Source organism: Actinomadura terrae (assembly GCF_022751215.1).
Taxonomy (GTDB): Bacteria; Actinomycetota; Actinomycetes; order Streptosporangiales; family Streptosporangiaceae; genus Spirillospora; species Spirillospora terrae.
Genome location: NZ_JAICDG010000002.1, coordinates 975,347 through 1,000,697, shown reverse-complemented (window position 1 = coordinate 1,000,697; position 25,351 = coordinate 975,347). Strand labels below are relative to the sequence as shown.

The 25,351-nt window shown below is 72.9% G+C and carries 23 protein-coding genes; 14 read left to right on the top strand and 9 right to left on the bottom strand.

What is annotated here, in order from left to right:
- Nucleotides 1-7 precede the first annotated feature (7 nt).
- On the bottom strand, nucleotides 8-2,194 hold the full coding sequence (locus K2F47_RS14665; RefSeq protein ID WP_242903408.1) for an MMPL family transporter: 2,187 nt from the start codon (nucleotides 2,192-2,194) through the stop codon (nucleotides 8-10).
- Between the two features lie 190 nt (nucleotides 2,195-2,384).
- Here K2F47_RS14665 and bla point away from each other — a divergent pair, with 190 nt between their 5' ends.
- From bla to K2F47_RS14645, 4 genes are all read left to right on the top strand, one after another.
- Entirely contained in the window at nucleotides 2,385-3,374 is a 990-nt protein-coding gene (bla, locus tag K2F47_RS14660) for a class A beta-lactamase (RefSeq protein WP_242903407.1), read from the top strand.
- 161 nt (nucleotides 3,375-3,535) lie between these two features.
- The gene (locus K2F47_RS14655) at nucleotides 3,536-4,216 is read left to right on the top strand and encodes a response regulator transcription factor (protein ID WP_242903406.1); all 681 of its coding nucleotides are present in this window, start codon (nucleotides 3,536-3,538) and stop codon (nucleotides 4,214-4,216) included.
- 1 nt (nucleotide 4,217) lies between these two features.
- Nucleotides 4,218-6,293, top strand: coding sequence for a sensor histidine kinase (locus tag K2F47_RS14650; protein ID WP_242903405.1), 2,076 nt, complete (start codon nucleotides 4,218-4,220; stop codon nucleotides 6,291-6,293).
- 57 nt (nucleotides 6,294-6,350) lie between these two features.
- Nucleotides 6,351-6,836 carry a DUF6463 family protein gene (locus K2F47_RS14645; RefSeq protein WP_242903404.1) on the top strand — a complete coding sequence of 162 codons (486 nt, stop codon included), beginning with the start codon at nucleotides 6,351-6,353 and terminating at the stop codon, nucleotides 6,834-6,836.
- On the opposite strand, the gene K2F47_RS14640 is transcribed toward K2F47_RS14645, so the two are convergent.
- Both K2F47_RS14640 and K2F47_RS14635 read right to left on the bottom strand, forming a co-directional pair.
- Nucleotides 6,725-9,124, bottom strand: coding sequence for an FtsX-like permease family protein (locus tag K2F47_RS14640; RefSeq protein WP_242903403.1), 2,400 nt, complete (start codon nucleotides 9,122-9,124; stop codon nucleotides 6,725-6,727). The two genes, K2F47_RS14645 and K2F47_RS14640, sit on opposite strands and share 112 nt — an antisense overlap.
- Nucleotides 9,121-9,852, bottom strand: a complete 732-nt coding sequence (locus tag K2F47_RS14635) for an ABC transporter ATP-binding protein (RefSeq protein WP_242903402.1) — start codon at nucleotides 9,850-9,852, stop codon at nucleotides 9,121-9,123. Before K2F47_RS14635 ends, K2F47_RS14640 begins: the two co-directional genes overlap by 4 nt.
- Before the next feature lie 107 nt (nucleotides 9,853-9,959).
- Here K2F47_RS14635 and K2F47_RS14630 point away from each other — a divergent pair, with 107 nt between their 5' ends.
- Entirely contained in the window at nucleotides 9,960-10,565 is a 606-nt protein-coding gene (locus K2F47_RS14630) for a response regulator transcription factor (protein ID WP_242903401.1), read from the top strand.
- On the opposite strand, the gene K2F47_RS14625 is transcribed toward K2F47_RS14630, so the two are convergent.
- The 3 genes from K2F47_RS14625 to K2F47_RS41380 form a co-directional block, all read right to left on the bottom strand.
- Nucleotides 10,562-11,566 carry a CU044_5270 family protein gene (locus K2F47_RS14625; RefSeq protein ID WP_242903400.1) on the bottom strand — a complete coding sequence of 335 codons (1,005 nt, stop codon included), beginning with the start codon at nucleotides 11,564-11,566 and terminating at the stop codon, nucleotides 10,562-10,564. The two genes, K2F47_RS14630 and K2F47_RS14625, sit on opposite strands and share 4 nt — an antisense overlap.
- Nucleotides 11,563-12,183: an RNA polymerase sigma factor gene (locus tag K2F47_RS14620; protein WP_242903399.1), complete on the bottom strand. Its 621-nt coding sequence runs from the start codon at nucleotides 12,181-12,183 to the stop codon at nucleotides 11,563-11,565. The genes K2F47_RS14625 and K2F47_RS14620 overlap by 4 nt, the downstream gene beginning before the upstream one ends.
- 75 nt (nucleotides 12,184-12,258) lie before the next feature.
- Nucleotides 12,259-14,226: a sensor histidine kinase gene (locus K2F47_RS41380; protein ID WP_242903398.1), complete on the bottom strand. Its 1,968-nt coding sequence runs from the start codon at nucleotides 14,224-14,226 to the stop codon at nucleotides 12,259-12,261.
- Between the two features lie 522 nt (nucleotides 14,227-14,748).
- Here K2F47_RS41380 and K2F47_RS14610 point away from each other — a divergent pair.
- The 4 genes from K2F47_RS14610 to K2F47_RS14595 are packed head-to-tail and all read left to right on the top strand — an operon-like array spanning nucleotide 14,749 to nucleotide 18,702.
- Nucleotides 14,749-15,999: an extracellular solute-binding protein gene (locus tag K2F47_RS14610; protein ID WP_242903397.1), complete on the top strand. Its 1,251-nt coding sequence runs from the start codon at nucleotides 14,749-14,751 to the stop codon at nucleotides 15,997-15,999.
- A gap of 2 nt (nucleotides 16,000-16,001) precedes the next feature.
- Nucleotides 16,002-16,949 (top strand): carbohydrate ABC transporter permease, encoded by a 948-nt coding sequence (locus K2F47_RS14605; protein WP_242903396.1) that lies wholly within the window; start codon nucleotides 16,002-16,004, stop codon nucleotides 16,947-16,949.
- Nucleotides 16,946-17,818 carry a carbohydrate ABC transporter permease gene (locus K2F47_RS14600; protein ID WP_242903395.1) on the top strand — a complete coding sequence of 291 codons (873 nt, stop codon included), beginning with the start codon at nucleotides 16,946-16,948 and terminating at the stop codon, nucleotides 17,816-17,818. The genes K2F47_RS14605 and K2F47_RS14600 overlap by 4 nt, the downstream gene beginning before the upstream one ends.
- The gene (locus tag K2F47_RS14595) at nucleotides 17,815-18,702 is read left to right on the top strand and encodes an ROK family protein (RefSeq protein WP_242903394.1); all 888 of its coding nucleotides are present in this window, start codon (nucleotides 17,815-17,817) and stop codon (nucleotides 18,700-18,702) included. The genes K2F47_RS14600 and K2F47_RS14595 overlap by 4 nt, the downstream gene beginning before the upstream one ends.
- A gap of 3 nt (nucleotides 18,703-18,705) precedes the next feature.
- Here K2F47_RS14595 and K2F47_RS14590 read toward each other — a convergent pair whose 3' ends face one another.
- The gene (locus tag K2F47_RS14590) at nucleotides 18,706-19,632 is read right to left on the bottom strand and encodes an NADP-dependent oxidoreductase (RefSeq protein WP_242903393.1); all 927 of its coding nucleotides are present in this window, start codon (nucleotides 19,630-19,632) and stop codon (nucleotides 18,706-18,708) included.
- Nucleotides 19,633-19,758: 126 nt separating this feature from the next.
- On the opposite strand from K2F47_RS14590, the gene K2F47_RS14585 reads away from it, so the two are divergent.
- The 3 genes from K2F47_RS14585 to K2F47_RS14575 are packed head-to-tail and all read left to right on the top strand — an operon-like array spanning nucleotide 19,759 to nucleotide 20,641.
- Nucleotides 19,759-19,911, top strand: a complete 153-nt coding sequence (locus K2F47_RS14585) for a VOC family protein (RefSeq protein ID WP_242903392.1) — start codon at nucleotides 19,759-19,761, stop codon at nucleotides 19,909-19,911.
- 2 nt (nucleotides 19,912-19,913) lie between these two features.
- Nucleotides 19,914-20,228 (top strand): ArsR/SmtB family transcription factor, encoded by a 315-nt coding sequence (locus K2F47_RS14580; protein WP_242903391.1) that lies wholly within the window; start codon nucleotides 19,914-19,916, stop codon nucleotides 20,226-20,228.
- Nucleotides 20,225-20,641 carry an SRPBCC family protein gene (locus K2F47_RS14575; protein WP_242903390.1) on the top strand — a complete coding sequence of 139 codons (417 nt, stop codon included), beginning with the start codon at nucleotides 20,225-20,227 and terminating at the stop codon, nucleotides 20,639-20,641. Before K2F47_RS14580 ends, K2F47_RS14575 begins: the two co-directional genes overlap by 4 nt.
- 65 nt (nucleotides 20,642-20,706) lie before the next feature.
- On the opposite strand, the gene K2F47_RS14570 is transcribed toward K2F47_RS14575, so the two are convergent.
- Complete coding sequence (locus K2F47_RS14570) at nucleotides 20,707-21,012, bottom strand: hypothetical protein (RefSeq protein WP_242903389.1); 306 nt, start codon at nucleotides 21,010-21,012, stop codon at nucleotides 20,707-20,709.
- Nucleotides 21,013-21,441: 429 nt separating this feature from the next.
- Between K2F47_RS14570 and K2F47_RS14565 the strand changes: the two genes are divergently transcribed.
- Both K2F47_RS14565 and K2F47_RS14560 read left to right on the top strand, forming a co-directional pair.
- Nucleotides 21,442-22,032 carry an RNA polymerase sigma factor gene (locus tag K2F47_RS14565; protein WP_242903388.1) on the top strand — a complete coding sequence of 197 codons (591 nt, stop codon included), beginning with the start codon at nucleotides 21,442-21,444 and terminating at the stop codon, nucleotides 22,030-22,032.
- Nucleotides 22,029-23,075, top strand: a complete 1,047-nt coding sequence (locus K2F47_RS14560; protein WP_242903387.1) for a CU044_5270 family protein — start codon at nucleotides 22,029-22,031, stop codon at nucleotides 23,073-23,075. Before K2F47_RS14565 ends, K2F47_RS14560 begins: the two co-directional genes overlap by 4 nt.
- Before the next feature lie 275 nt (nucleotides 23,076-23,350).
- On the opposite strand, the gene K2F47_RS14555 is transcribed toward K2F47_RS14560, so the two are convergent.
- The gene (locus tag K2F47_RS14555) at nucleotides 23,351-25,231 is read right to left on the bottom strand and encodes an ABC transporter ATP-binding protein (protein WP_242903386.1); all 1,881 of its coding nucleotides are present in this window, start codon (nucleotides 25,229-25,231) and stop codon (nucleotides 23,351-23,353) included.
- Between the last annotated feature and the right edge of the window lie 120 nt (nucleotides 25,232-25,351).

The window sequence follows — 25,351 nt, the reverse complement described above, 5'->3', positions numbered from 1 at the left end:
GTCGGGGTCAGCCGGAGGGGGCGGCGACGTCCGGCTCCGATGGTCGTCGCGCCGGGTCGCGGTTCCCGGCCAGCCGCTCGCCGTCGACGTCGACGGCGGGCAGCATCCGCTCCAGCGGGCCGGGCAGCCACCAGGCGGCCCGTCCGAACAGCGACATCACCGCCGGGACGATCGTCATGCGGACGACGAGCGCGTCGGCGAGCACGCCGACGGCCAGCGCGAAGCCGATCGACCGGCTGAGCTGCTCGGTGGAGAACAGGAACCCGGCGAACACGCTGATCATGATGATCGCGGCGGCGGTGACGACGCGGGCGTTGTGCCGGAACGCGGTCGCGACGGCCTCGTCGGGGGCGGTGCCGCGGACGTGCTCCTCCCGCATCCGCGCGACGATGAACACCTCGTAGTCCATCGCGAGGCCGAACAGGATGCCGATCAGCGCGATCGGCAGCAGGCTCGCGGTCGGGCCCGTCGCGTCCAGGCCGAGCACCGAGGACATCCAGCCCCACTGGAACACCGCGACGACCGCGCCGAACGTCGCGGCGACGCTGAGCAGGAACCCGAGCGCGGCCTTCAGCGGGACGATCAGCGACCGGAACACCAGCATCAGCAGCAGGAACGTCAGGCCCACGACGACGCCGAGGTAGGGCGGCAGCGCGTCGTCGAGCTTCCTGGAGAAGTCGATGTTGACGGCGGTCAGGCCGGTCACCGCGATCGAGGCGCCGGTCGCCGCGCGCAGCTCGCCCCGCCGGTCGCGGATGCGGTGGACGAGGTCGGTCGTGGCCTGCTCGGTCGCCCCGGTCTCCGGGAACACCGTCAGCAGCGCGATACCGCCGTCGCGGTTCGGTGTGGGCGGGGTGACGGCGGCGACGCCGTCCATGCGGCCGAGGGTCGTGGCGACCTGGCCCGCGGCTGCGGCGCCGCCACCGCGTCCGCCGTCCACGACCACTACCAGGGGGCCGTTGAAGCCGGGGCCGAACCCCTCGCTGACCAGCTCGAACGCCTTGCGCTGGGTGGAGTCAGCGGGGAGCATCGAGTCGTCGGGCAGGCCGAGCCGCAGGTCGGCGGCCGGGATCGCGGCGATGCCGAGGCCCGCCAGCGCCACCAGCAGGACGGGAATCCGCCGCCGGACGACGAACCGCGCCCACCGCTCCCCGTGCGGGACCGCGCCCGGCTCGACCCGCCCCCGGCGCGCGGCCGAGACGCGCCGGGCGGCGAAGCCGAGCAGCGCGGGGAGCAGCGTCAGCGCGAGCAGCACCGCGACGGCGACGGTCCCGGCGGCGGCGAGGCCCATCGCGGTCAGCACCGGAATGCCGACGACCGACAGCCCGGCCAGCGCGATCATGACGGTCAGCCCGGCGAACACGACCGCGGACCCGGCGGTGCCGACCGCCAGCGCCGCCGCCTCCTCGGGAGGCCGCTCCGCCACCTCGTACCGGAACCGCGACACGATCAGCAGCGTGTAGTCGATGCCGACCGCGAGCCCGAGCATCAGCGCCAGCACGCCGGTGTTCACGTTCAGGTCGGTCAGGCCGGAGGCGATCGCGACGCCGCTCATCCCGATCCCGACGCCGAGGACCGCCATCAGCAGCGGCAGCCCGGCGGCGATCAGCGAGCCGAGCGTGACCAGCAGCACCACGGCCGCGACCAGCACGCCGATCAGCTCGACCGCGCCGGTCACGGGCTTGCCGGTGACGGCGTCGCCGCCGAACTCGACGGTCAGCCCGGCGGCGCGGCCGGGCGCGGCGGCGGCCTTGAGCGCCTCCTGCTCGTCCTTCTTCAGGTCGGCGGCGGGGACGTCGTAGGTCGCCTGCGCGTAGCCGAACCTGCCGTCCCGCGAGAGGGCCTTCGCCTGGAACGGGTCGAGGACCGCGACCACCCGGGGTGCCTCGCGCATCCCCTGGACCACCTTCTCGACCGCGGCCCGGTTCGGTTCGTCCGACAGGCGGCGGCCGGGCGGCGCGACGAACACGACCCGCGCGGAGGCGTCGCCGACCTTCGCCTCGGGGAAGCGCTCGTCCAGCCGGTCGAGGGTCCGCTGCGCCTCGGTGCCGGGGATCGTCACGGTGTTGGACGTCTCGCCCGCGAGCGCGGCCGCCCCGGCGATCGCCAGCACGGCCAGCAGTGCCCAGAGCCCGCAGACCAGGCGGCGCCGCCTGAAGCAGCAGGCGCCGACCCGGTAGAGGATCGCAGCCACGTGAGGTCGCCCTTCCATAAGTCGAACGCCGGTTCACCTTTATCATGAACCATAATTCACCTTATGTCCAGCGGATCATGCATCGCGCTCGCGACCTGGTGCACCACCTGGGTTGATATATAAACCTGTATCGGTCAGGAACCAATATCTGTATTGGACATCATCGGCGGAGGTCTGATCTTCTGCCCGCATGCGAACTCCACCTTTCCGGTTCCGGGCCCGGGTCGCCGCCGGGGTCGCGGCGGTCCTTCTCACCGGCGTGACCGCCTGCGGCGCCGGCGGCTCCACGTCGGCTGCACCGCGCAGTGACACGGCCCCGCTGACTGCGTCCCAGGCCCAGACACGTCCCGCGCCGTCCCAGGGCGCCGTCGGCAGACGGCTGGCCGAGCTGGAGAAGACCCACCAGATGCGGATCGGCGCGTGGGCGCTCGACACCGGCACCGGCCGGGTCCTCACCCACCGGGCGGACGAGCGCTTCCCGTTCCTGTCCACGTTCAAGGCGATCGCGTGCGGGGCCGTGCTCCACAAGGCGCGCCGGTCCGACCCGGGGCTGCTGGACCGCGTGATCCACTACACGGCGGCCGACCTCGTCCCGAACTCGCCCGTCACCAAGGAGCACGTCGAGACCGGAATGACCGTCGCGGACCTGTGCCACGCGGCCATCACCGTCAGCGACAACACTGCCGGGAACCTCGTCCTGCGGCAGATCGGCGGGCCCGCCGGGCACACCGCGTTCCTCCGCTCGCTCGGCGACCGGGTCAGCCGGCACGACCGCTGGGAGACCGACCTCAACCTGTGGAGCCCCGGCGAGCGGCGCGACACCGTCACGCCGCGCGCGTGGGGCCGCGACCTGCGCGAACTGACGCTCGGCCGGACGCTCGTCCCCGCCGACCGGGCCCGGCTGATCGGGTGGATGAAGGCCGCCGGGACCGGCGGCGCCCGCATCCGCGCCGGGCTCCCGGGCTGGAGCGTCGGCGACAAGACCGGCACCGGCGGCACCTACGGCACGGCCAACGACATCGCGATCGCCTACCCGCCGTCCGGCGGCGCCCCGCTGATCTTCGCGATCACCACCAACCGGCGGGCATCGGACGGCTCGGCGGATGAGAAGGCGATCGCCGACACCGCCGCGATCCTGGCGGAGGGCCTCGGCGCGCGTTCCGTCTCGCGTCCCGCATAGTGAGATCTCACCGACGGTGAGGTTCAACCGGCCGTCCGGAAGGGGTACGAAAGGACGGTACCCAGAGGCCGGCTGTCGCGGCCCGCGTGATCGAGGGGGTCACGCGGGCCGGCCGGGCCCTTCCGAGTCGGGCGCGCACCAGCAGCCATATCATCGCCGGCATGGCACTTCGGGTCGTGCTGGCCGACGACGACTACCTCGTGCGGGAGGGCGTCGCCGCGCTGCTCGCGCGCGCCGGGGACGTGGAGGTCGCCGGGACCGCCGCCGATCTGCCGGGCCTGCTGGCGGCGGTCGGCGAGCACCGTCCGGACGCCGTCCTCACCGACATCCGCATGCCGCCGACGGGCACCGACGAGGGCGTCCGCGCGGCCCGCACCATCCGCCGCGAGCATCCGGACGTCGGCGTGGTCGTCCTGTCGCAGTACGCGGAGCCGGGCCTCGCCTACGACCTGCTGGGCGAGAGCGCGGAGGGCCTCGGGTACCTGCTCAAGTCGCGGGTCGGGGACGTCGGGCAGATCGTCCGCGCGCTGGAGGACACGGCGCGGGGCGGCTCGGCGCTCGACCCGGAGATCGTCGCCGCGCTGCTGGCCTCGCGGCGGCGCGCGTCCGACTCGCCGCTCGGCGCGCTGTCGCCGCGCGAGCGGGAGGTCCTGGCGCTGATGGCGGAGGGCAAGAACAACACGCGGATCGCGGCCGACCTGACCGTGTCGGTGCGGGCCGTGGAGAAGCACATCAACGCGGTGTTCGGCAAGCTCGGCATCGCGGAGGAGCCGGTGGTGCACCGCCGGGTGAAGGCTGTCCTGCTGTTCCTGGACGACGAGGGCCTGCTCGCCTCCGGCTGATATGGGCATCGACAAGGCGCGATGGACGCGATGGGCGTGCCACGGGCTGTGGCTCGGGACGGTGGCGGCGGCCTCGGCGAACCTGCTCCTCGCCGTCCTGAACGGGAGGGACGCGACCGGGCTCGGTCCCGCCTACCCGGTCGGGCTGTCGCTGATGGCGGTGGCGTTCGCGGCGGTCGGCGCGGTCGTGACGCCGCGCCGTCCCGCGAACCCGGTGGGCTGGCTGCTCGGCGGCATCGGCGCGGCGATCGCGATGACGGGCCTGTGGCAGTCCTATGCCGTCTACGCGCTGATGACACGGCCGGGGTCGCTGCCGTTCGGGGGGTTCGCGGGCTGGGCCGGGACCTGGACGTGGATCTACGCGGTGTTCCCGGCGGGAACGTTCCTGCCCCTGCTGTTCCCGGACGGGCGGCTCCCGTCCCGGCGCTGGCGCGCGGTCGGGTGGCTGTCGGCCGCGAACCTCGCCGTGGCCTCGGTCTGCTTCGGCGCCGTCTCGGCCGGGGCCGGGCCGCCGGACTTCCATCCGCAGGTGAGCGAGCCCGTGGACGTGGCGCTGATCGCCGTGCCCGCCGCCGTCGCCGGGCTGTGCGCGGCGCTGGCGGCGGTGGCGAGCCGGGGCCGGTACGTGCGGGCGCGCGGGGACGAGCGGGCGCAGCTCCGCTGGTTCGGGCTGAGCGTGCTGCTCGGCGCGGCGGCGGTCGCGGTGCAGTTCGCCCGGCCGGTCGCGACGCCCGACCCGTGGACCGCATCCCTGCTCGTGCTGGGCGCGGGCACGCCGGTCGCGATCGGGTTCGCGATCTCCAAGTACCGGCTGTACGACATCGACGCCGTCCTGCGCGGAACCATCGTGTACGCGACGCTGGCCGCGTTCATCACGGTCGTGTACGTCGCGGTGGTCGTGGGCGCCGGATCGCTGGTCGAGTCCCGCCTCGGCGGCGGGACGCTGCTGCCGCTCGTCGCGACGGCCCTGGCCGCGCTCGGGTTCGGCCCGGTGCGCGCCCGCGCGCGGCAGGTCGCGGACCGGCTCGTCCACGGGGTCAGGGCGACGCCCTACGAGACGCTGTCGCTGCTGTCGGAGCGGCTCGCCGCGGCCGCGCCGATCGAGGAGTTCCTGCCGTCGCTGGCCCGGGCCCTGGCCGACGCGACCGGCGCGTCCCGGACGGAGGTCTGGATCCGGGTGGGCGACGAGCTGCGCCTGGCCGCCGCGCACCCCCCGCACGCCGCCGCCCCGCCCGAGGGCGCCCCGGACGCCGTCGCCGAGGTGCGCGACGGCGCCGAGACGCTCGGCGCGATCACGATCGTCAAGCCGCCGGGCGACCCGGTCACCGCGCGGGACTCCGCGCTCGCCGCCGACCTCGCCGCGCACGCCGCGATCGCGTTCCGCGACGTCGCCCGCGCCGCCGAGCTGCGCGAGTCGCGGCGGCGGCTGGTCGCCGCGCAGGACACCGAGCGCCGCCGCCTCGAACGCGACCTGCACGACGGCGCGCAGCAGCACCTGCTCGCGGTCGCCGCGAAGACCGCGCTCGCGCGGGCGCTGATCGGCGACGCGTCCCCCGAGGTCAAGGCGCTGCTGGACGAGCTGGGCCGCGACACCGCAACAGCGCTGGAAACCCTCCGCGACCTCGCCCGGGGCATCTTCCCCGCGATCCTCGCCGAACAGGGCCTCGCCCGGGCGCTGCGCGCGCACGCGATCCGCGTCCCGGCCGAGGTCACGGTGGGGCCCGGCCTCGCGGGACGGCGGTTCGCGCCGGAGGTCGAGGCGGCGGTGTACTTCTGCTGCCTGGAGGCCCTCCAGAACGCGGCGAAACACGCCGCCGGGAGCACACCCCGGCTCCGGCTGGACGCCGACGGCGACGTGCTGGAGTTCGCGGTGTCCGACGACGGGCCGGGGTTCGACGCGTCCGCGACCGCGCGGGGGTCGGGGCTCGGCAACATGCGCGACCGGATCGACGCCGTCGGCGGACGGCTGGAGATCCGCTCGTCCGTCGGCACGGGGACCACCGTCCGGGGGCGCGTGCCCGTGACTCGTGCGGGCACCACCGGGCAGGGGCGCGAAACCGTACCCGGAACCGGGTGACCACGCCCTCGCGGGCGCGCGGGGCGCGGCCGTAACGTCCCAGGTCAGGAGGTAATCATGGACACCCTGACCCGCTGGACGATCCGCCTGATCTTCGCCACGGCGGTGGCCCACGTGCTGTTCGCGTTCGTCCAGCCGAACGCCTGGGGCGACATCGCCCGCGACGGCTTCTTCCGGGCGGTGGCCGACGACGGCGCGGCCGGTTTCTGGAAGCGCGAGGCGAGCGTGTGGTTCCTGCTCGCCGCCCCGACGCTGGTGCTCGCCGGGCTCCTGTCGCGCTCGGTCGCCACCCGGACGGGACGCATGCCCGCCGAGACCGGCTGGACGATGGTGCTGATCGGCGCCGTGCTCGTCGCGCTCTACTTCCCGGCGACCGGCGGCTGGCTGCTGCTGGTCATCGGCGCGCTGTCGCTGACCTCCAGCTACCGGGCTCACTCGCCCGCGCCGATGGCGTCGGCCGGGCGCGGCGCCATCGCGAGACGCGCCGGGAGCACGGTCGCCACCAGCGCGAGCACCCCGGCCCAGCCGAGGACGCCCAGGTAGGTGAGCGGCGGGACGTGGGGCGCGCCGCCGGTCATGCCCCGGCCGAACGCGGTGAGCGTGCCGAGCGCGATCGCCGTGCCGAGGACGGCCGCGACGAGCACGGTCGCGAGCGTCTCCCAGCCGAGCATTCCCATGACCTGGCGGCGGGTGGCCCCGACGATCCGCAGCAGCGCGAACTCGCGGGCGCGGGCGGAGGTGGCCATCGCGAGCGTGTTCACCACGGCGATCGCGGTGAACGCGATGATCAGGACCATCGCGACCTGGTTGACCTCCGCGTTCGTGGACGCACTCGCCGACGCGACGTCGGCCGCGCCGGTGAACGTCAGGCCGGGGATTCGCGGGGGCTTCCCGGCCACGAGCACGGTGCCGCGCGGGTCGTCCACGTGGGCGGCGAGCAGGTCGCGGGAGACGGTGAGGTCGCCGAAGCCGAGGCCCCGCCCGTAGACGGCGATCACCATGGGGGCGATCGGCGTCCCGTCGCCGAGCGTGAGGCGGAGCCGGTCGCCGGGCCGGACGTGCAGCCGTCCGGCGGCGGTCTCGCTGACCGCGATGGTCGACGCGGTCAACCCGTCCAGAGAACCGGAGCGGACGTCGAGGTCGAGCGTGCGGTTCAGGCCCGCGGGCGTGACGCCCTGGATCTGGTAGTTCTCCAGCCCGACCCGGACGGTGCCGCGCACGACCTCGGTCACGGCGGTGACGCCGGGCGAGCGGCGGATCTCGTCCGCGACCGCGTGCGGAACCTCCGGCCCGGCCACGTGCGCGGCGATCGTGCCGTCGGCGGCCTGGCGGGTCGCGGCGTGGCCCATCGTCGTCTGGGCGAACAGGATCGTGGCGGTCAGCCCGACCATCAGCGTGAGCGGCGTGACGACGGACGCGAGCCGCCGCGCGTCCGTCCCGAGGTTCGCGGCGGCCAGGTCGCCGCCCACCGGGAACATCCGCAGCGGCACCGACAGGACCGCGACACCGGCGCGGGCGAGCACCGGGCCGAGGAGCGCCACGGCGACCGTCCAGACGATCGCGGTCAGCATCGTGACCGGGCTGGCCGCGGCCTCGACGTTCAGGTGGGCCAGCAGGATCGTCAACGCGACGCCCCCGGCAGCGCAGCCGAGCCCGGCGATGACCCGCCCCGCCGCCAGCCGGGCGGGACGCAGCGCGGCCTCCCCCAGCGCCTCGACCGGCCGGATCCGCGACGTCCGCCGCGCGGCCACCCGGGCCGCCGCCCAGGCGGCGGCCACGGCCGCGAGCACCGCGACGACCGGCGGGAACGGGCTGGTCACGAGGTCGAGACCGGTCGGCAGCGCGCCGAGGCTCCGGAACCGGTCGCGCAGCCAGAACGCCAGCGGCAGCCCGGCGGCGGCGCCGAGCGGGCCCGCGACGAGCCCGACCGCCAGCGCCTCCCGGCCGATCATCCGGCGGACCTGGCGCGGCGTCGCGGCGATGGCGCGCAGCAGCGCGATCTCCCGCTCCCGCTGCTGCACCGACAGCGCGAACGTGCCGGACACGACGAGGACCGCCACCAGCAGCGCCGTCCCGCCGAGCGCGCCGCCCATGCTGATCAGCTTGATCCGGGAACGCTCGGCGCCGGGGAACTCGGCCTTGCCCCGGCCGTCCCCGGTGTGGACGGTCACCGGCGTGCCGCGCACCGCGTCGCGCACCGCCCGCTCCGGCCCGTCCACGCCGATCGCGGAGACCATGCCGGGACGTCCCGCCAGCCGCGCCGCCCGCGCGGTACTGAAGAAGATCGCCGTCTGGTCCCTGAGCGCCTGCCGGGTCACGCCCACCACGCGGTAGGCGCCGGGCTCGGCCGACTCGACCCGCACCCGCGAGCCGGGCCGGAGCCCCCGCTCTCGGGCGGACGCCGCGTCCACCACGATCTCGTCGTCGGCGGCGGGCGCCCGCCCGTCCCGCAGCGTGAACGGGGTGAGCGCGGCCGACTCCCAGCCGTGCCCCCACGACTCGCCGCCCCGGCCCGCGATCTCGGCCGGGAAGCTGACCTCGGTCGTCACCGCGCGGACGCCCGGCGCGGAGCGGATCCGGTCCGCCAGCGACGCCGGTATCCACACGCGCTCGCCGAGCACCTTCGCCTTGTGCTTCGTCTTGCCCTTCTTCTTCTTGACCGCGTGCACGTACTGGTCGCCGCCGACGACGACCGGCGCGCCCGCGTAGCGCTGCGGCGCGATCGACCCGCGCAGCCCCGTGTCCAGCAGGATTCCGCAGGCGCAGACGAGCGCGGCGGCGCACAGCAGCGCGGCGAACGCCCCGACGAGACCGGCCTTCCGCGCGATCACTTCCAGGCCCCCAGCCGCGTCATGCGGGCGGCGACGCCGTCGCTGGACGGCGCGTCCAGCACGTCGACGATCCGGCCGTCGGCGAGGAACAGCACCGTGTCGGCGTAGGACGCGGCGACGGGATCATGGGTGACCATCACGACCGTCTGGCCCATCCCGTCCACGACGTCGCGCAGCAGCGTGAGGACGTCGCGCGCCGTCATCGTGTCGAGCGCGCCGGTCGGCTCGTCGCCGAACACCACGTCCGGCCGGGTGACGAGGGCGCGGGCGATCGCCACCCGCTGCTGCTGCCCGCCCGACAGCTGCGCGGGCCGGTGCGCGGCGCGGTCCCGCAGGCCGACGCGGGCCACCACCTCCTCCAGCCAGGCCCGGTCGACGCGCGCGCGGGACAGCCGCAGCGGGAGCGTGATGTTCTTCTCGACGGTCAGCGCGGAGACCAGGTTGAACGCCTGGAACACGAACCCGACGCGCTCGCGGCGCAGCTCGGTCAGCCGCGTCTCGCTCATCGCCGACAGGTCGGTGCCGCCGAGCCGGACGGTCCCCGACGTCGGCGTGTCCAGCCCCGCCGCGCAGTGCAGGAACGTGCTCTTCCCCGATCCGGACGGCCCCATCACGGCCGTGAACCGGCCGCGCGGAATCCCCGCCGTCACCTCCCGCAGCGCCGCGACGGCGCCGCCGCCCCTGCCGTAGACCTTGCTCACCGCGTCCAAACGCACCGCTTCGTCCATGCCCTCAAGTCTTCTGACCTGCGGGTTCACCCACCAGAGACGCCGTCACCGAACACCCGTGACCTCGTCATGGGTGCCGCCGTGACCGCGGCTGGTAGACATGAGACGTGATCAGGGTGCTGCTGGCCGACGACCACCACGTCGTGCGCGGCGCGCTCGTCGCGCTGCTGAACCTGGAGCCCGACCTTGACGTGGTGGCGGAGGTCGAGCGCGGCGACGCGGTGGTGGCCGCCGCGCGGACGCACCGTCCCGACGTCGCCGTCCTCGACGTGGACATGCCCGGCATGGACGGCCTCGCCGCCGCCGCTGCCCTGCACGAGGAGCTGCCCGCGACCGCGACGCTGATCCTCACCGGGCACGGCAAGCCCGCCCACCTGCGCCGCGCGCTCGCCGCGCACGTCCGGGGGTTCCTGCTGAAGACCGCCCCGCCCGAGGAGCTCGCCGCCGGGATCCGCGAGGTCGCGGCGGGCGGCCGCGTCCTGGACCCGAAGCTCGCCGTCACCGCCTGGGACCTCGCCGACAACCCGCTCACCCCGCGCGAGACCGACGTGCTGCGGCTCGCCGCCGAGGGCGCCGAGGCCACCGAGATCGCCGAGCGGCTGTTCCTGTCGCCCGGGACGGTCCGCAACCATCTGACGTCCGTCGTGGCCAAGCTCAACGCCCGCAACCGCACCGACGCGGCGCGCATCGCGGGCGAGGCCGGGTGGCTCTAGCCCATGGACTGGCCGCGCTTGCTGACGACACCGACCGCGAGCACCGCGCTGTGGCTGATGACGGTCCCCTTCTTGCCCGCCTCGCCGTCCTTGACGAGGACGGACCGCTGACCGAGGTAGTCGTAGGTCTTCTTGTCGAAGATCCACTCGGTCCGCTCGGGGCCCTGCACCCTCGCGACGGCCATTCCGTGCCGCCCCGCCGCGTCGACGGCGTCCGGCACCAGCGTCACACCCGGGATCTTGGCCGCGGCCCGGTAGAGGCCGGCGGCGAGGGCCGGCGGCATCAGATTGCCGTTGACCAGTAGGCCGATCTCCTCGAAGGCCAAGCCCTCCTTGCTCTGGTCGTATCCTTTCTGCGCCTTGTGCTCCTTGTAGATGCGTTGCAGGATCGCGTCCGGGTCGGTGGGGAACGTCGACAGACGCTTGTAGCTGTAGACGTTCTCTCCGTGGATCATGAAGGGCTTGCCTCCGTTCTTACGGCCCAGCCCATCGACCTTCGGCAGCGGCGACGTCCACGTCTCATCGATCACCGATTTCTGCTCCGTCACCTTCGTCCTGGCGGGCCCGTTACCGATCACGCCGTAGGTGCCCTTGGTGCGGGTGTAGATGAACTGGTCGTCGCGCACAGTGACGGCGGGCTTGTGCGCGGCGGCCAGCGACACGCGGTCCAGCAGCGCGACCGCGTTGGTCGGGGCATCCCCGCCCAGGGCGACCAGCGGCGCCTTCTCGGGTTCGTCGCCGCCGCCCGCGACGGCGATGGCCCCGGCCCCCACGGCTCCGGCCGCGACCGAGGCCGCCAGGACGCCGATGGCGAGTCGGCGCCGGCGCACCCGCGGACGGGGGGCCGGGGCGTGCTCGGACTCCTGGATCTCTTGCATGAAGTGCTCCTTGAGGATGCGGCGGCGACCTTCGGAGAGCTCCCGGTCGCCCCCGGCGGGCAGCAGTCCCGCCAGCTCCTCGCGCTCGGCGGGGCTCGGGCTCTGCCGTCGGATGCGGTTCATCGGTACTTCTCCTGAGTCGACCGGACCGCTTCGACGCGGTCACCATCCAGCTGTCCGTCCGGGACGTTCGGTTCCATGTTCTCCTCGCTCAGGGCCGCGTCCGCGAGCTCGCGCAGCCGCCTGCGGGCCCGGGACAGCCGTGACCGGACCGTCCCGACGGGGACGCCCAGGGCTTCGGCCGCCTCCGCGTAGTCGAGGCCCGACCACACCACGAGCGTGAACACCTCGCGCTCCTTCGGGCGCAGCCGGCTCAGGGCGGCCCAGACGGCGGCGAGCTGCTCGGCGTCGGTCATCCGTCCGACCAGATCGTCGGCGAAGTCGGGCACCGTGTCGCCGCGCGGCAGCCGGGCGAGCGCCGCCCGGTGCCGCCGAGCCGCGCGCGCAGTGTTGCGCAGCACGTTGGCCGCGATGCCCAGCAGCCAGGGCCGCAGGCTCTCCCCGTCCGGGCGGATCCGCTCCCGCTGCCGCCACGCCTCCAGGTAGGTGAGCGAGACCACGTCCTCGGCCGCCGCCCTGTCCCCCACCATCCGGACCGCATAGCGGTAGACCACACCCGCGTGCTCGTCGAAGATCTCCGCGAACGCGTCCTGATCCCCGGCTCGCAGCCGGGCTCGCAATGACGACTCCACATCGTGTCCTGTCACGAGACCGCGGGGAGTTCCCGTGACACCGATCACAATGTCGCGGCGCGCTCAGGCCGGTAGGCGCGCTTCGAGGACGAAGTCGCCGTTTCCGTCGGCGCGCGCGCTGAGCGCCCCGTTGTGCGAGGCCAGCCGCGTGGTGAGGTTGCCGATCCCGGCGCCGGGCGGCGTGCGGCGGGCGTGCGGGTCGAGGCCGTCGTTGCGGACGGTCAGCCGGACGCCCGCGCCGTCCCGCGCCGTGACGATCGCGCAGTGCCGGGCGGCGCTGTGCCGCAGGACGTTGGTGACCGCCTCCCGCAGCACGACGCTGAGCACCGCCGACGCCTCGGACGGGAGGCCCGCGTGCCCGGCGTCCACCTCGACCTCGACGCCCGCCGCCGCGAGCACCGACCGCGCCGAGGCGATCTCCGCGTCCAGCACCAGCGCGGACGTGCCGCCGGTCGCGGCGCGCAAATCCTCGTGCGCCTGCTCGGCCATCGCGACGACCTCGGTCAGCTCGGCCCTGGCGCGGGCCGGGTCCGCCGCCGCCAGCCGCCGCGCCAGCTCGCACTTCAGCAGGATCGCCGCGAGGCTGTGCCCGAGCAGGTCGTGCAGGTCGCGCGCCGCCCGCAGCCTTTCCTGGACGGTCGCGGCGCGCGCCAGCTCCTCGCCCGCGACCCGCAGATCGCGCACCAGCCGGGTCAGCCGGACGAGCCCGTACAGCACGAGCCCGGTCACCAACGTGCTGATCATGGCGTTGACCGTCGCGGCGGCGTCCTGCCCAGGGGACGTCGCACCGACACCTATGATCACGGCCGCGACCAGCGGGATCGCGGCCCACTGCGGCAGCGCGACCAGCAGTCCCCCGACGAGGAATCCGGCCGCCCCCAGCCACAGCCCCGACGGGGCCTGCACCAGGCCCTTCAGCGCGAACCCCGCCAGCACCGCCGCGAGCAGCGTGACCGACAGCCGGTAGGCGTTGCGGTCGGGGGTGACCACGGGTCGCCGCGCGGCCCGGACGGCGGCCTCCACCGTGAAGCGGCCGTCGTCGCCGAGGCCCGTGGCGAACGTCCCGCCCGCCGCGCGGACGCGTTCGGCCGCGTCCGCCAGGCCCTCCTCGCCCTCGGCCGCCGTCCGGACGCCATCGTTCACGACCCGCAGCCTGACGACGCCCCGGCGCTCGGACGTCTCGATGACGCAGCGCTTCGCGGAGTCACCGCGCACCACGTCGGTGACCGCCTCGCGCAGGACGGTCGCCAGCAGCGCCCCGGCCGGGCCCAGCGGTTCCCCGTGCCCGCTCCGCACCTCCGCCTCGACGCCCGCCGCCTCCAGCAGCGCCCGCGCCGCCGCCACCTCCGGCGCGAGCGACATGCTCCGGAAACCGGCCGCCGCCGCCCGCGCGTCGTTCAACGAGCGGCGTGCGACGTCCAGGACCTCACCGATGCGTTCGGGCTGGTCAAGCGCACGACGGCTGCCCTCGGTGATCGTCGCGAGCCCCTCGCCGAGGCCCCGGTCGAGTTCGGTGGCGATGCGGAGCCGTTCCCGCGCCACCGCCGCCATCGTGAGCGGCAGCCGCGCCGCCGCCGTGTCGTCCACCCGGTCGGCGAGCCGCACCAGCCCGTAGACGACGAGGCCGACCAGCAGGGCCGAGACCGTGGCGTCGGCGGTCGAGCCGTCGCGCGGCGCGGCCACGACGGCGGCGGTCCCGAGCACCGCGACCGACACCGGCCACGCCGCCGCCAGCATCAGCGAGCCCGCGACGAATCCGAGCAGCCCGACCGACGTGCCGAGCGCCACCGCGCCGTACGCGCACGCGGCCTGCGCGGCGACGGCGGCCCACCGGTTGCCGGGAATCCGCGGCACGAGCCAGAGCAGGTGCAGAGCGAGCACCGCCACGACGAGAACGATCGTCACCGCGACGCGGGGCGCGCCGTCCGTCCGCGCGGGGGCGCCCAGCGCGTACACACCGGCGAACGAGGCCATGACGAGCCCGGCGACCAGCCGCGCCCGGCCGGACGCCGTGATCCCCTCGACGGCCACCGGTCCCCTCACATCGCAGTCGCGCCCGCCTCGGATCATCCCATGTGGGCCGTTCCCCGACACCCGGGGGTCACCTCGGGGTCACCTCCGGTCCGTTTCGGCCCGAAAGGCCAAGGTTCGCTGAGAGTGAACAGCAAGACGCTCCTGACAGCTGGACTAGACCAGTCCAGCGTGCACACCGGACCAGATCTCCGCAGGTCCCACGCCCGGTAACAGTTAAGACTCTTGCGGAATAGACCTCTTGAACTGGTACGGACCAGCTCATATCTTCTGGGTCCAACGCGCGTTTGTGCTCAATGAGCATTCGCCCCGCGCACAAATGTTCATGCGCGCGAGGGGGTACGCCGGGCGGAACCGAGACCGCCCGGGAAGCCGTACCCACGAGACTCATCGCGCCAAACGACCGCGGCGGGAGAGGCCGCGCGACCCTTGCGCGAGGGTCGGCGGCAGCTAGCGGATCGACAGTCGGCACGGGCGCGCGGGCGCCCCGAAGAAGAAGCAAGCCGGAGAAGGCGGGGACAGATGAAACGGCACCTCACGGTCGCCATCGCCACGGGCCTGACGGTGGCCCTCGGCGTGAGCGGATGCGGGAAGGGCAGCTCGTCGGACGACGGCGGCTCCGACGGCAAGACGATCAAGTTCGTCGCGGCGATCTACGACAGCAACGCCGAGCCCTACTGGAAAGCGCTCATCAAGGACTTCGAGGCCAAGAACTCCGGCTACAAGGTGTCGCTGGAGATGGTCGACTGGACCCAGATGGACGCCAAGGTCAAGACCTATATCCAGACGAAGCAGGCGCCCGACCTCCTCAACTACAACTCGTTCTCCGACTTCGCGCGGGACGGGCTCATCTACAAGGCGTCCGAGGTCACCTCGCCGACCACGCTGAGCGACTTCACGCCCACGTTCGTCGAGCAGTCCAAGTACAACGGCGAGCAGTACGCGCTGCCGTTCATCTCCAGCGCCCGCCTGCTGTTCTACAACAAGGACCTGCTCGCCAAGGCCAAGATCGCCGGCCCCCCGAAGACGTGGGACGAGGTCAAGTCCGACGCGGAGAAGATCCAGAAGACCGGCGTCACCGGCTACGGGCTGCCGCTCGGCCCCGAGGAGTCGCAGGCGGAGTTCTACTCCTGGGCGATGAACAACGGCGGCGGCTGGGTCGACGCGTCCGGCAAGTGGGCGATCAACCAGCCCGCCAATGTCGAGACGCTGAACTTCCTCAAGGGCCTGCGGGACGCCAAGGTGACCCAGCCGAACCCCGAGACCACCGACCGCAAGACGGTGTTCAACCAGTTCGCGCAGGGCAAGATCGGCATGGCGATCGGCGGTCCGTTCACCAAGGCCGGATTCATCGACAAGATCAACCCGAAGCTGAACTTCGGCGTCACCTCGCTGCCGAGCAAGAGCGGCAACGAGCACAACACGCTCGGCGTCATGGACGTACTCGCCGCGTTCAAGAAGAACGACGGCAAGAACAAGGAGGCCCTCAAGAAGTTCATCGACTTCCTGTACCAGAAGGAGAACACTTCCGCCTTCCTCAAGAAGGAGGGCTTCCTCCCGGTGACGAAGTCGGCCGGTGACGCGCTCAGCGCCGACCCGTACATGAAGCAGTTCGTGGACGCGCTGCCCTCGTCCAAGTTCGCGCCCACCAGCAACCCGGCGTGGTCGGCCGTCGCGGGCGCGGTCAAGCAGGACCTCGGCTCCTCGGTCGCCGGCAAGGACCCGAAGAAGGTCCTGGACGACATCCAGAAGACGGCCGAGAAGAGCGGCTGAGAGTGCAGGACCTCGAAACGAGGGAGCGGGACGCCGGCGCCTCGGCCCGGCCGTCCCGCCCCTCCGCACTCCGGCGGGCCGGACGGGCGCTGACCCCGCTCGTCTGGCTCGGCCCGTCCCTCGTCCTCATCACCGTCGTCGTCCTGTGGCCCGTCGTCGAGATGGTCCGCACCTCGCTACTGAAGATCAGCTCGTCGGGTGTGACGCTCGGCAACAACGGACTCACGAACTACACCGACCTGTTCGACGAGGACGACCTCATCCCGGTCGTCCTGCGCACGCTCGGCTGGGTCGCCGGCATCGTCATCACGACGATGGTGCTGTCGCTCGCCATCGGCCAGCTGCTGAACAGCCGCTTCCCGGGACGGCGCGTCGTCCGCTGGACGGTCATCGTCCCGTGGGCCGCGTCCGTGCTGATGACCTCGCTCATCTGGAAGTGGATGCTGGACAACTACTCCGGCCTCGTCAACCGGGTGCTGCTCGACCTGCACCTGATCGACGAGCCGGTGAACTGGCTGTCCCATCCCTGGCAGGCGATGCTGTGGATGATGTGGGTCGCGGTGTTCGTGTCGCTGCCGTTCGCCTCGTTCGTGATCCTCGCCGGGCTCCAGACGATCCCCGAGGACGTCTACGAGGCCGCGCGCGTCGACGGCGCCGGACCGCTGCGCACCTACTTCGGGATCACGCTGCCGCTGCTGCGCCCCTCGATCATGATCGCCTCCATCATCAACGTGATCAACGTCTTCAACAGCTTCCCGATCATCTGGGCGATGACCGGGGGCGGCCCCGGGCACTCCACCGACACCACCACCACGTTCATGTACAAGCTCGCCTTCTACGACCAGAATGTCGGTGAGTCCGGCGCGATGGCGGTCGTCAACTTCGTGCTCATCCTCGTCATGGTGCTGATGTACCTGCGCGCCTCGCGGTGGCGGGAGGAGGTCCGATGACGCGCCCGTCCGAGGGGACGACCCCGGTGGGCACGGCGCGGCGCCGCCCGCTCCGGCTCCGCACGGCCCTGCTGACCGCCGTCGGCTGGCTGGTCGCGGTGGGGTTCCTGCTGCCCTACCTCCAGATGGCGCTGACCTCGCTCAAGTCGGAGAAGGACCTGACCAAGTCGCCGGGCGGCTACCTGCCCGACCACTGGACCTGGTCGAACTTCGTCGACGTCTGGGACGCGGCGCCGCTGTGGACCTACCTGCGGGTCTCGCTCATCGTCGCGGTGGCCGCGACCGTCGTCACGCTGGCGTGCGCGCTGCCCGCCGCGTACTACACGGCCCGCTACCGCTTCCGGGGCCGGGGCCTCTACCTGCTGCTCGTCCTGGTCACGCAGATGTTCGCGCCGACCGCGCTGGTCATCGGCATCTACCGGGAAATGGTCGCGCTCAACCTGACCGACACGCTGTTCGCCCTGATCCTTGTGAACGCGGCGTTCAACCTGCCGTTCTGCGTCTGGATCCTGCACGGCTACTTCTCCAGCATTCCCAAGGAACTGGAGGAGGCCGCGTTCCTGGACGGCGCCGGACGGGTCGGGGCGCTCACCCGCGTCACCCTGCCCATCTCCATGCCGGGCGTCGTCACCGCCGTCGTGTACACCTTCATCGCGGCGTGGAACGAGTACATCGTGGCGCTGACCGTGACCGCGTCGCCCGACCGGCGTCCGCTCACCGTCGCCGTCCCGTCGTTCGTGACCCAGTACCAGGAGCACTGGCAGTACCTGTTCGCCTCGTCGCTGATCGCGATCGTGCCGGTCGTCATCCTGTTCGTGTTCGTCGAGCGCTACCTGATCGGCGGCCTCACCGCGGGCTCGGTCAAGTGACGCTGATCGGCCTGGACGTGGGCGGCACGTCGATGAAAGCGGAGATCGCCAAGGGGGACACGGGCGGGGAGGTCCTCGCGACCCTCTCCTGGCCGACGGACCAGGCCGACCCGGTGGGCGGCGTGCTCGACTTCGCCGCCCACCTCGCCGCGCGCGCGGAGGAGCTCACCGGCTCCCCCGCCGCCGCGGCGGGCATCGTGCTCCCCGGCATCGTGGACGAGCCGTCCGGTACCGCCGTGCACTCGGCGAACCTCGGCTGGCGGGACGTCCCGATGCGGCGGCTCGCGGTCGAGCGGCTCGGCATCCCGGTCGCGATCGGCCACGACGTCCGCACCGCCGGGCTCGCGGAGGCCGAGCTCGGCGCGGGACGCGAGGTGTCGGACTTCGTGTTCGTCGCCATCGGGACGGGCATCGCCGCCGCGCTGATCCTCAACGACTCCCCCTATCCGGGCACGTCCGGCTGGAGCGGGGAGATCGGGCACATCGTCGTCCGCCCGGGCGGCGAGCCCTGCGCCTGCGGCAACCGGGGCTGCCTTGAGACGTACGCCTCCGCCGCCGCGCTGACCCGGCGGCACGGGTCGGGCGTCCCGGCCGAGAAGGTGGTCGCGCTGGCCACCGCGGGCGACCCGCACGCGGCCGCGGTGTGGAACGAGGCACTGGACTGCCTCGCCGACAGCCTGGCCTCCGCCACGCTCTTCCTGGACCCGGGCCTGTTCGTCATCGGCGGCGGGCTCGGCAAGGCGGGCGCGACGCTGCTCACGCCGCTGGCGTCCCGCCTGGCCGAGCGGCTCACGTTCCGTCCGGCGCCGCCGCTCGTCCACACGGAGCTGGACGACCAGGCCGGCGTCAAGGGCGCGACGATCCTCGCCTCCCGCCTCCGCTGAGCGTCAGGCGGTCGGGTCGATCACCAGCTTGCCCCGGGTGTGGCCGTCCCGGCTGAGGTCGAAGGCGGCTCCGACCTCCGTCAGGGGGAAGGAGCCGGCGACCTCGACGTCGAGCGCGCCCCGCTCCGCGAGGTCGGCGAGCAGGGCGAGCTTGGCGCCGTCCGGGCGGACCCAGACCACCTGGCCGCCGTGCTCCTCGACGGCGGGGTCGGCGATCGAGGCGTGCCGCCCGCCGGGCGCGAGGACGGCGAGCGTCGTGTCGAGCTGGCCCCCGGCGAGGTCGGCCACGGCGGAGACCCCGTCCGGCGCGAGTTCGCGGACGCGTCCCGCGAGCCCCTCCCCGTAGACGACCGGCTCGGCACCGAGTTTCCGCAGGTAGTCGTGGTTCTTCTCGGACGCGGTGCCGATGACCCGCGCACCCCGCGCCCGCGCGATCTGCACCGCGAGGCTCCCCACGCCACCGGACGCCGCGTGCACCAGGACGGTGTCGCCCTCGCCCACGTCCAGGTGGTCGAGGACGCGCTGCGCGGTCATCCCGGCGAGCGGCAGCCCTCCGGCCCGCGCCCAACTGAGGTTGGCGGGCTTGAGGGCGATGTGCGCGGCCTGCACCGCGACGTACTGCGCGAACGTCCCGGCCTGGAGGACGTCCTTGCGCGCGTAGGCGAACACCTCGTCGCCGGGCGCGAACTCGGGAGCGTCGGGACCCGGCCGGACGACGACCCCGGCGACGTCCCAGCCGGGGATGACGGGGAACACCGTGTCGATCAGCGGGTCGAGGCCCCCGGCCATCGCCTTCCAGTCCACGGGGTTCACCCCGGCCGCGCGCACCTCGACGAGCACGCTGCTCGGCGCGACCTTCGGATCGGGCACCTCCCCCACCTTCAGGCGTGAGTTGTCGTCGGCATAGGAGTCATAGGTGACGGCGCGCATATCTTCCCTCCGATCAATGGACCCTTCCAAAGCCTGCCACCGGGAACGCCGTCCGAACCCACCGGGCTCGCGTAGGCAACTCCCTACGCTTGACAGGTAGGGAAACGCCTACGTATCTTCGGGCCCATGAACATCACGTCTGTACGGCTGCTGACGGTGCCGGTCTCCGACCAGGACGCCGCGAAGGACTTCTACGCCGGAACCCTCGGGTTCGAGGTGGTGAGAGACCAGGCGATGGGCCCCGTCCGCTGGCTCCAGCTCGCCCCCGCGGCGCGCTGACCATGGTCACCGACGTCTTCGCGGCGCTCGCGAGCCCGGTGCGGCTGGAGCTGACCCGCCTCCTGCTGGACGGCCCGCGCTCGGTGAACGAGCTCGCCGCCCACTTCGAGATGAGCCGCCCGAGCGTCTCGGAACACCTGCGCGTCCTGCGCACCGCCGGGCTCGTCACCGAGCGGCGCGACGGCCGCCGCCGGATCTACCGCCTGGAACCGGGACCGCTGATGGACGTCTCGGACTGGCTCACCCCGTACGAGCGGTTCTGGCGCGAACGGCTGGCCGACCTGCGCGACGTCCTGGACGAGGAGCCCCCGGCATGACCGCCGACATCGAGGTCGAGGAGTTCCTCCCGCACCCGCCCGCGAAGGTCTGGCGGGCGCTCACCGACCGCGATCTGCTGGCCCGCTGGCTGATGCCGAACGACTTCGAGCCCGTCGTGGGGCACCGGTTCACCTTCACCACCCGTCCGATCCCGGGCGCCGGGTTCGACGGGACGATCCGGTGCCGCGTCCTCGACCTGGACGAGGGGCGCCTGCTGCGCATCAGCTGGGGCGGCGGCTCCCTCGACACGACCGTGACCTGGCGCCTCGTCCCCGAAGGGCGCGGCACGCGGCTCTTCATCCGCCACGCGGGCTTCGACATGGACGACCCGTCCCAGGCCTTCGCGTTCCGTGGCATGAACAACGGCTGGCGCTCCCACGTGCTGAAGTCACTCCACACCGTCCTCGCCTAGGCCGGGAGATGAGCGGGCAGGGCGCCTTCCCGGCGGGAAGGCGCCCTGCCGGGATGCGTGGTGGCTCAGTCCTCGGTGCAGCCGAAGGCGACCACGAATTCGGGGACGTCGGCAACGCCGCCGACCTGGCAGTCGTAGCTGGGGCCCTTGAAGCCGCGCACGACGGACGGCCCGACGTAGCCGCCCTGCACGACCGCGCCATCCGAGGCGTGGCACGCGGTGCTGCCGCGCACGACGCCGGAATCCTCCTGGGTGAACTCGCAGGTGTAGGTGGGAATGTCGTCGGCGGACGCGACGGGGCCGAGGGGCGCCAGGGCCAGCAGCCCGATCGTCGCGGTGCCGAGCGCGATCGCGGGACGGGCGATGTGCATGAGGTCTTCCTTTCGCTGGGGGGCCGTAGCGGTCGGTGTCGCGTCCGGCGGCGGGACCTCTCCCGTTACCTGGAGCGGCGGGGGACCGCAGAACGACGCACACCGACTACCACGCTGTATTAACGCTATACAGTGGATCTGTTGCACAATGTTACTTTCCGACGGAAGTAACACACCATCTCCCGGTGGTGACCCCCGAGGGCGCGCCAGCAACTCCGCCCTGGCTTGGTGGCCTGCCGGTCGGCGCGGGCCGGGTCTCAGGAGCCGTCTGCGAGCCCGCCGTGGTCCACGGCGTGGATCATCGGGTTCTCCTGCCGGACCGCTCCCGGCGGATGGGAGTGAGAACCCCCCGAGGTGCTTCGGGAGACAACCGGGTGTTTCACCCGACCCCGAAGGGACCGCACCGGTGCATCGACTCGAAGGCGCTTCATGAGGCCGGCGCTGGCGGCGGAGGTGGGCAACGACCTGTCCGACTCCGAGGTCATCCGACTCTCCCTGACCGACCCCGAACAGTTCGCCGAACTCTTCGACCGGCACCACCGCCGGATCCACCACTACGCGGCCCGCCGGCTGGGCACCCAGGCCGCCGACGACATCGTGGCCGAGACCTTCCTCATCGCCTTCCGCCGCCGCCACAGTTACGACCTCGACCAGCCGCTCGCCCGCCCCTGGCTGTACGGGATCGCGACCACCCTGGTCGCGCGGCACCGCCGGGCGGAGGAGCGCTACTTCCGGGCGCTGGCCCGTACGGGTTCCGACCCCGTGCCCGAACCGATGGCCGACACCGTGGTCAGCCGGGTGGCGGCCCAGGACCAGGAGCGCCACCTGGCCGGTGCCCTGGCGGGGCTGTCCCGGGGCGACCGCGACGTCCTGCTCCTGGTGGCCTGGGGCGACCTCACCTACCAGGAGACCGCCCGCGCTTTGGACGTCCCCGTCGGCACCGTCCGCTCACGGCTGCACCGCGCCCGCCGCCAGGTTCGCGCGGCCCTTGGAGACCCCACCCTGGGAGAAGACGCATGAACGACCTGGAAATGATCGAGTCCCTGCGCAGTAGCACGCCGCAGATCACTCCCGAGGCCGCCTCCGCCGCCCGGGCCCGCCTCCACGCCGAGTGGACGGCCGTCCCGCGTCCCGCGCGCAGGTGGACGATGCCCAGGCCGATGACCCGGGTCGCCGTCGCCGGCGTCCTCGGCGTCACGATCGTCGCGGCGGTGACCGTCAGCCAGCTCCCGGGAGGCGAGCACACTCTCTCCGTCGCCAGCGCGGCCGAGCTCGGCGACCGGGCGGCCGTAGCGGTCGAGAAGACACCTGACAAGGGGCCGGGCCCGCGCCAGTGGATCTACGCCCAGAGCCGGAACGCCGAATACAAGGGCGACATGAACTCCTGGTGGAAGGGCATGGACACCCGCAGGCTGAACACCGTCGAGAGGTGGGAACGCGTCGACGGCCGGGAATCGGCCGAGGTCGTCGAAGGCAGGCTCCAGGTCACCAAGACGGGCTGGCGCTATGACAAGCGTGGAAAGCCCGTCGCCTACAAGTCGCCCGACCAGGCGGGGTACCGCCTGACCAAGATGCTGCCGACCGAGCCGCGCGCCCTGCTGCGGGCCCTGTACGACTCGAAGACCATGCAGATGGCGTACCGGGATTCCGAGGAAACCGGGTCCGGCGGCCCAGGGCCCGCGACGCCGGTGCCGCCCGCGGGTGGAAGGCAGGCGGCTCGATCGGTCTTCGACACCATCGCCGAACTGCTGCGGCGCCCCCTCCCGTCCGCGCTCCGCGCCGCCCTCTACCGAGCGCTGCCCCAGATCCGCGGCGTCGGCGTCGAGCGGAACGTCCGGGACGCCGCGGGCCGGCAGGGCATCGCGTTCACCCACACCTTCGAGGGCTGGAACCGTCAGATGATCATCCTCGACCCGACCACGTACCGCTTCCTCGGCACGTACTCCTACGCCATCAAGGAGCACTCGCCAGGCGGCGGCCAGGGCACGGTCAACAAGGGCACGGTCCTTGGGTGGACCGCCCAGACCGCCCTCCGCGTGGTCGGCGAGCCCGGTCTCAGGTGAGTCAGGCCAGGCCGCGGAGCTGACCAGGCCGGGTTCGAGGAGGAAGCCCTCCCCGAACCCGGCCACCCGCGCCTGCGGCAGCACGCAGTCGGAGTCCGCGCCGTCGAACAACCAGAGCGCGTCGTCCGGCGTCCCGCACCGCCACCCCGGGCGCAGGATGCATGATGACCAGGTCCGCGGGCGCGAGAGCGTACGCGACCGGGGCACCGCGCGCAGCGCCCGCCGCCAGGCGTGGGGCCCGCCCCGGGGTTGGGGCGGGCCGGGGTGGGGGTGGGTTAGGCGACCGGTTCCAGTGGGGTCTCGCTGAACTGGGTGCGGTAGAGGTCGGCGTAGCGGCCTCCGGTGGCCAGCAGTTCGGTGTGGGTGCCGCGTTCCACGATGCGGCCGGCCTCGACGACGAGGATCAGGTCGGCGGCGCGGACGGTGCTGAGGCGGTGGGCGATGACCACGGCGGTGCGGCCGTCGAGGGCCTCGGCCAGGGCCTCCTGGACGGCGGCCTCGGACGTGGAGTCCAGGTGGGCGGTGGCCTCGTCCAGGATCACGACGCGCTGGCGGGCCAGCAGGAGGCGGGCGATCGTGAGGCGCTGGCGCTCGCCGCCCGAGAGGCGGTAGCCGCGTTCGCCGACGATCGTGTCGAGGCCGTCGGGCAGGCCCTCGATGAGCGTGGCGAGGCGGGCGCGGCGCAGGACGTCCCAGAGGTCGTCCTCGGTGGCCTCGGGACGGGCGAGCAGCAGGTTCTCGCGGATCGACTCGTGGAACAGGTGCCCGTCCTGGGTGACCATGCCGAGCGTGTCGCGGATCGACTCGAAGCTGAGGTCGCGGACGTCGACGCCGCCGAGCCTGATCGCGCCGGAGTCGGCGTCGTACAGGCGCGGGAGGAGTTGCGCGATCGTCGACTTGCCCGCGCCGGACGAGCCGACGAGCGCGACCATCTGGCCGGGCTCCGCGCGGAACGACACGCCGTGCAGGACGTCGACGCCGCCGCGCGTGTCGAGGGTGGCGACCTCCTCCAGGGAGGCGAGGGAGACCTTGTCGGCGGACGGGTAGGCGAAGCGGACGTCGTCGAACTCGACCGCGACCGGCCCCTCGGGGACGGCGCGGGCGTCCGGCTTCTCGGCGACCAGCGGCTTCAGGTCGAGCACCTCGAAGACCCGCTCGAAGCTGACGAGCGCGCTCATGACCTCGACGCGGGCGCTGGCGAGCGCGGTCAGCGGGGCGTAGAGGCGGGTCAGCAGCAGGGCGAGGGACACGACCGCGCCGGCGTCCAGGGAGCCGCGCAGCGAGAACCAGCCGCCGAGGCCGTAGACGAGCGCGAGGGCGAGCGCGGACACCATGGTCAGCGCCGTGATGAAGACGTGCTGCACCATCGCGGTACGGACGCCGATGTCGCGGACGCGGCGCGCGCGGGCCGCGAACTCGGCGGACTCGCGGGCGGGCCGTCCGAACAGCTTGACCAGCGTCGCGCCGGGGGCGGAGAACCGCTCGGTCATCTGCGTGCTCATCGCGGCGTCGTGCGCGGCGGCCTCGCGTTCGAGGCGGGCCAGGCGGGTGCCCATGCGGCGGGCCGGGAGGACGAACACGGGCAGCAGGACCAGCGCGAGCAGCGTGATCTGCCAGGAGATCCCGATCATCACCGCGAACGTGAGCACCAGCATCACGAGGTTGCTGACCACGCCGGACAACGTGTCGCTGAAGGCGCGCTGCGCCCCGATCACGTCGTTGTTGAGGCGGCTGACCAGCGCGCCGGTGCGGGTGCGCGTGAAGAAGGCGACCGGCATCCGCTGGACGTGGTCGAACACGGCCGTGCGCAGGTCGAGGATCAGCCCCTCACCGATGCGGGCCGACAGCCACCGGTTGGCCAGCCCGAGCCCGCCCTCCGCGAGCGCCAGCACCGCGATCACGATGGCCAGGTTGACCACGGTCGAGCTGGCGGAGTCGTCCACGATCGCGTCGACGACGCGTCCGGCCAGCACGGGCGTCGCGACCGCGAGGACCGCGAGCAGCACGCTCAATCCGAGGAAGGCGTACAGCGGCCGTCTGTGCGGACGCGCGAACCGCGCTATCCGCCGCAAGGTCGCCTTGGAGAACGGCCGGCGGTCGTTCTTGGCGTTCATCGCGTGGTGCAGCGACATCCACGCGGTCACTTCCATGTCCATCGGTTACCACTCTCTCTGGAGGATCTCGCCAAGAACAGCTTGGAACCTCAACAAAGATTGAGGTCAACTCGCCGGCCGTGCACAACCTCCCACATGGGTACGACAGGATCGATAGACGAT

Coding starts and splice junctions, on each gene's coding strand:
- bla (WP_242903407.1), top strand. CDS start 2,385: ATGCGAACTCCACCTTTCCGGTTCCGGGCCCGGGTCGCCGCCGGGGTC.
- K2F47_RS14655 (WP_242903406.1), top strand. CDS start 3,536: ATGGCACTTCGGGTCGTGCTGGCCGACGACGACTACCTCGTGCGGGAG.
- K2F47_RS14650 (WP_242903405.1), top strand. CDS start 4,218: ATGGGCATCGACAAGGCGCGATGGACGCGATGGGCGTGCCACGGGCTG.
- K2F47_RS14645 (WP_242903404.1), top strand. CDS start 6,351: ATGGACACCCTGACCCGCTGGACGATCCGCCTGATCTTCGCCACGGCG.
- K2F47_RS14635 (WP_242903402.1), bottom strand. CDS start 9,852: ATGGACGAAGCGGTGCGTTTGGACGCGGTGAGCAAGGTCTACGGCAGG.
- K2F47_RS14625 (WP_242903400.1), bottom strand. CDS start 11,566: ATGAACCGCATCCGACGGCAGAGCCCGAGCCCCGCCGAGCGCGAGGAG.
- K2F47_RS14610 (WP_242903397.1), top strand. CDS start 14,749: ATGAAACGGCACCTCACGGTCGCCATCGCCACGGGCCTGACGGTGGCC.
- K2F47_RS14600 (WP_242903395.1), top strand. CDS start 16,946: ATGACGCGCCCGTCCGAGGGGACGACCCCGGTGGGCACGGCGCGGCGC.
- K2F47_RS14590 (WP_242903393.1), bottom strand. CDS start 19,632: ATGCGCGCCGTCACCTATGACTCCTATGCCGACGACAACTCACGCCTG.
- K2F47_RS14585 (WP_242903392.1), top strand. CDS start 19,759: ATGAACATCACGTCTGTACGGCTGCTGACGGTGCCGGTCTCCGACCAG.
- K2F47_RS14580 (WP_242903391.1), top strand. CDS start 19,914: ATGGTCACCGACGTCTTCGCGGCGCTCGCGAGCCCGGTGCGGCTGGAG.
- K2F47_RS14575 (WP_242903390.1), top strand. CDS start 20,225: ATGACCGCCGACATCGAGGTCGAGGAGTTCCTCCCGCACCCGCCCGCG.
- K2F47_RS14570 (WP_242903389.1), bottom strand. CDS start 21,012: ATGCACATCGCCCGTCCCGCGATCGCGCTCGGCACCGCGACGATCGGG.
- K2F47_RS14565 (WP_242903388.1), top strand. CDS start 21,442: ATGAGGCCGGCGCTGGCGGCGGAGGTGGGCAACGACCTGTCCGACTCC.
- K2F47_RS14560 (WP_242903387.1), top strand. CDS start 22,029: ATGAACGACCTGGAAATGATCGAGTCCCTGCGCAGTAGCACGCCGCAG.
- K2F47_RS14555 (WP_242903386.1), bottom strand. CDS start 25,231: ATGGACATGGAAGTGACCGCGTGGATGTCGCTGCACCACGCGATGAAC.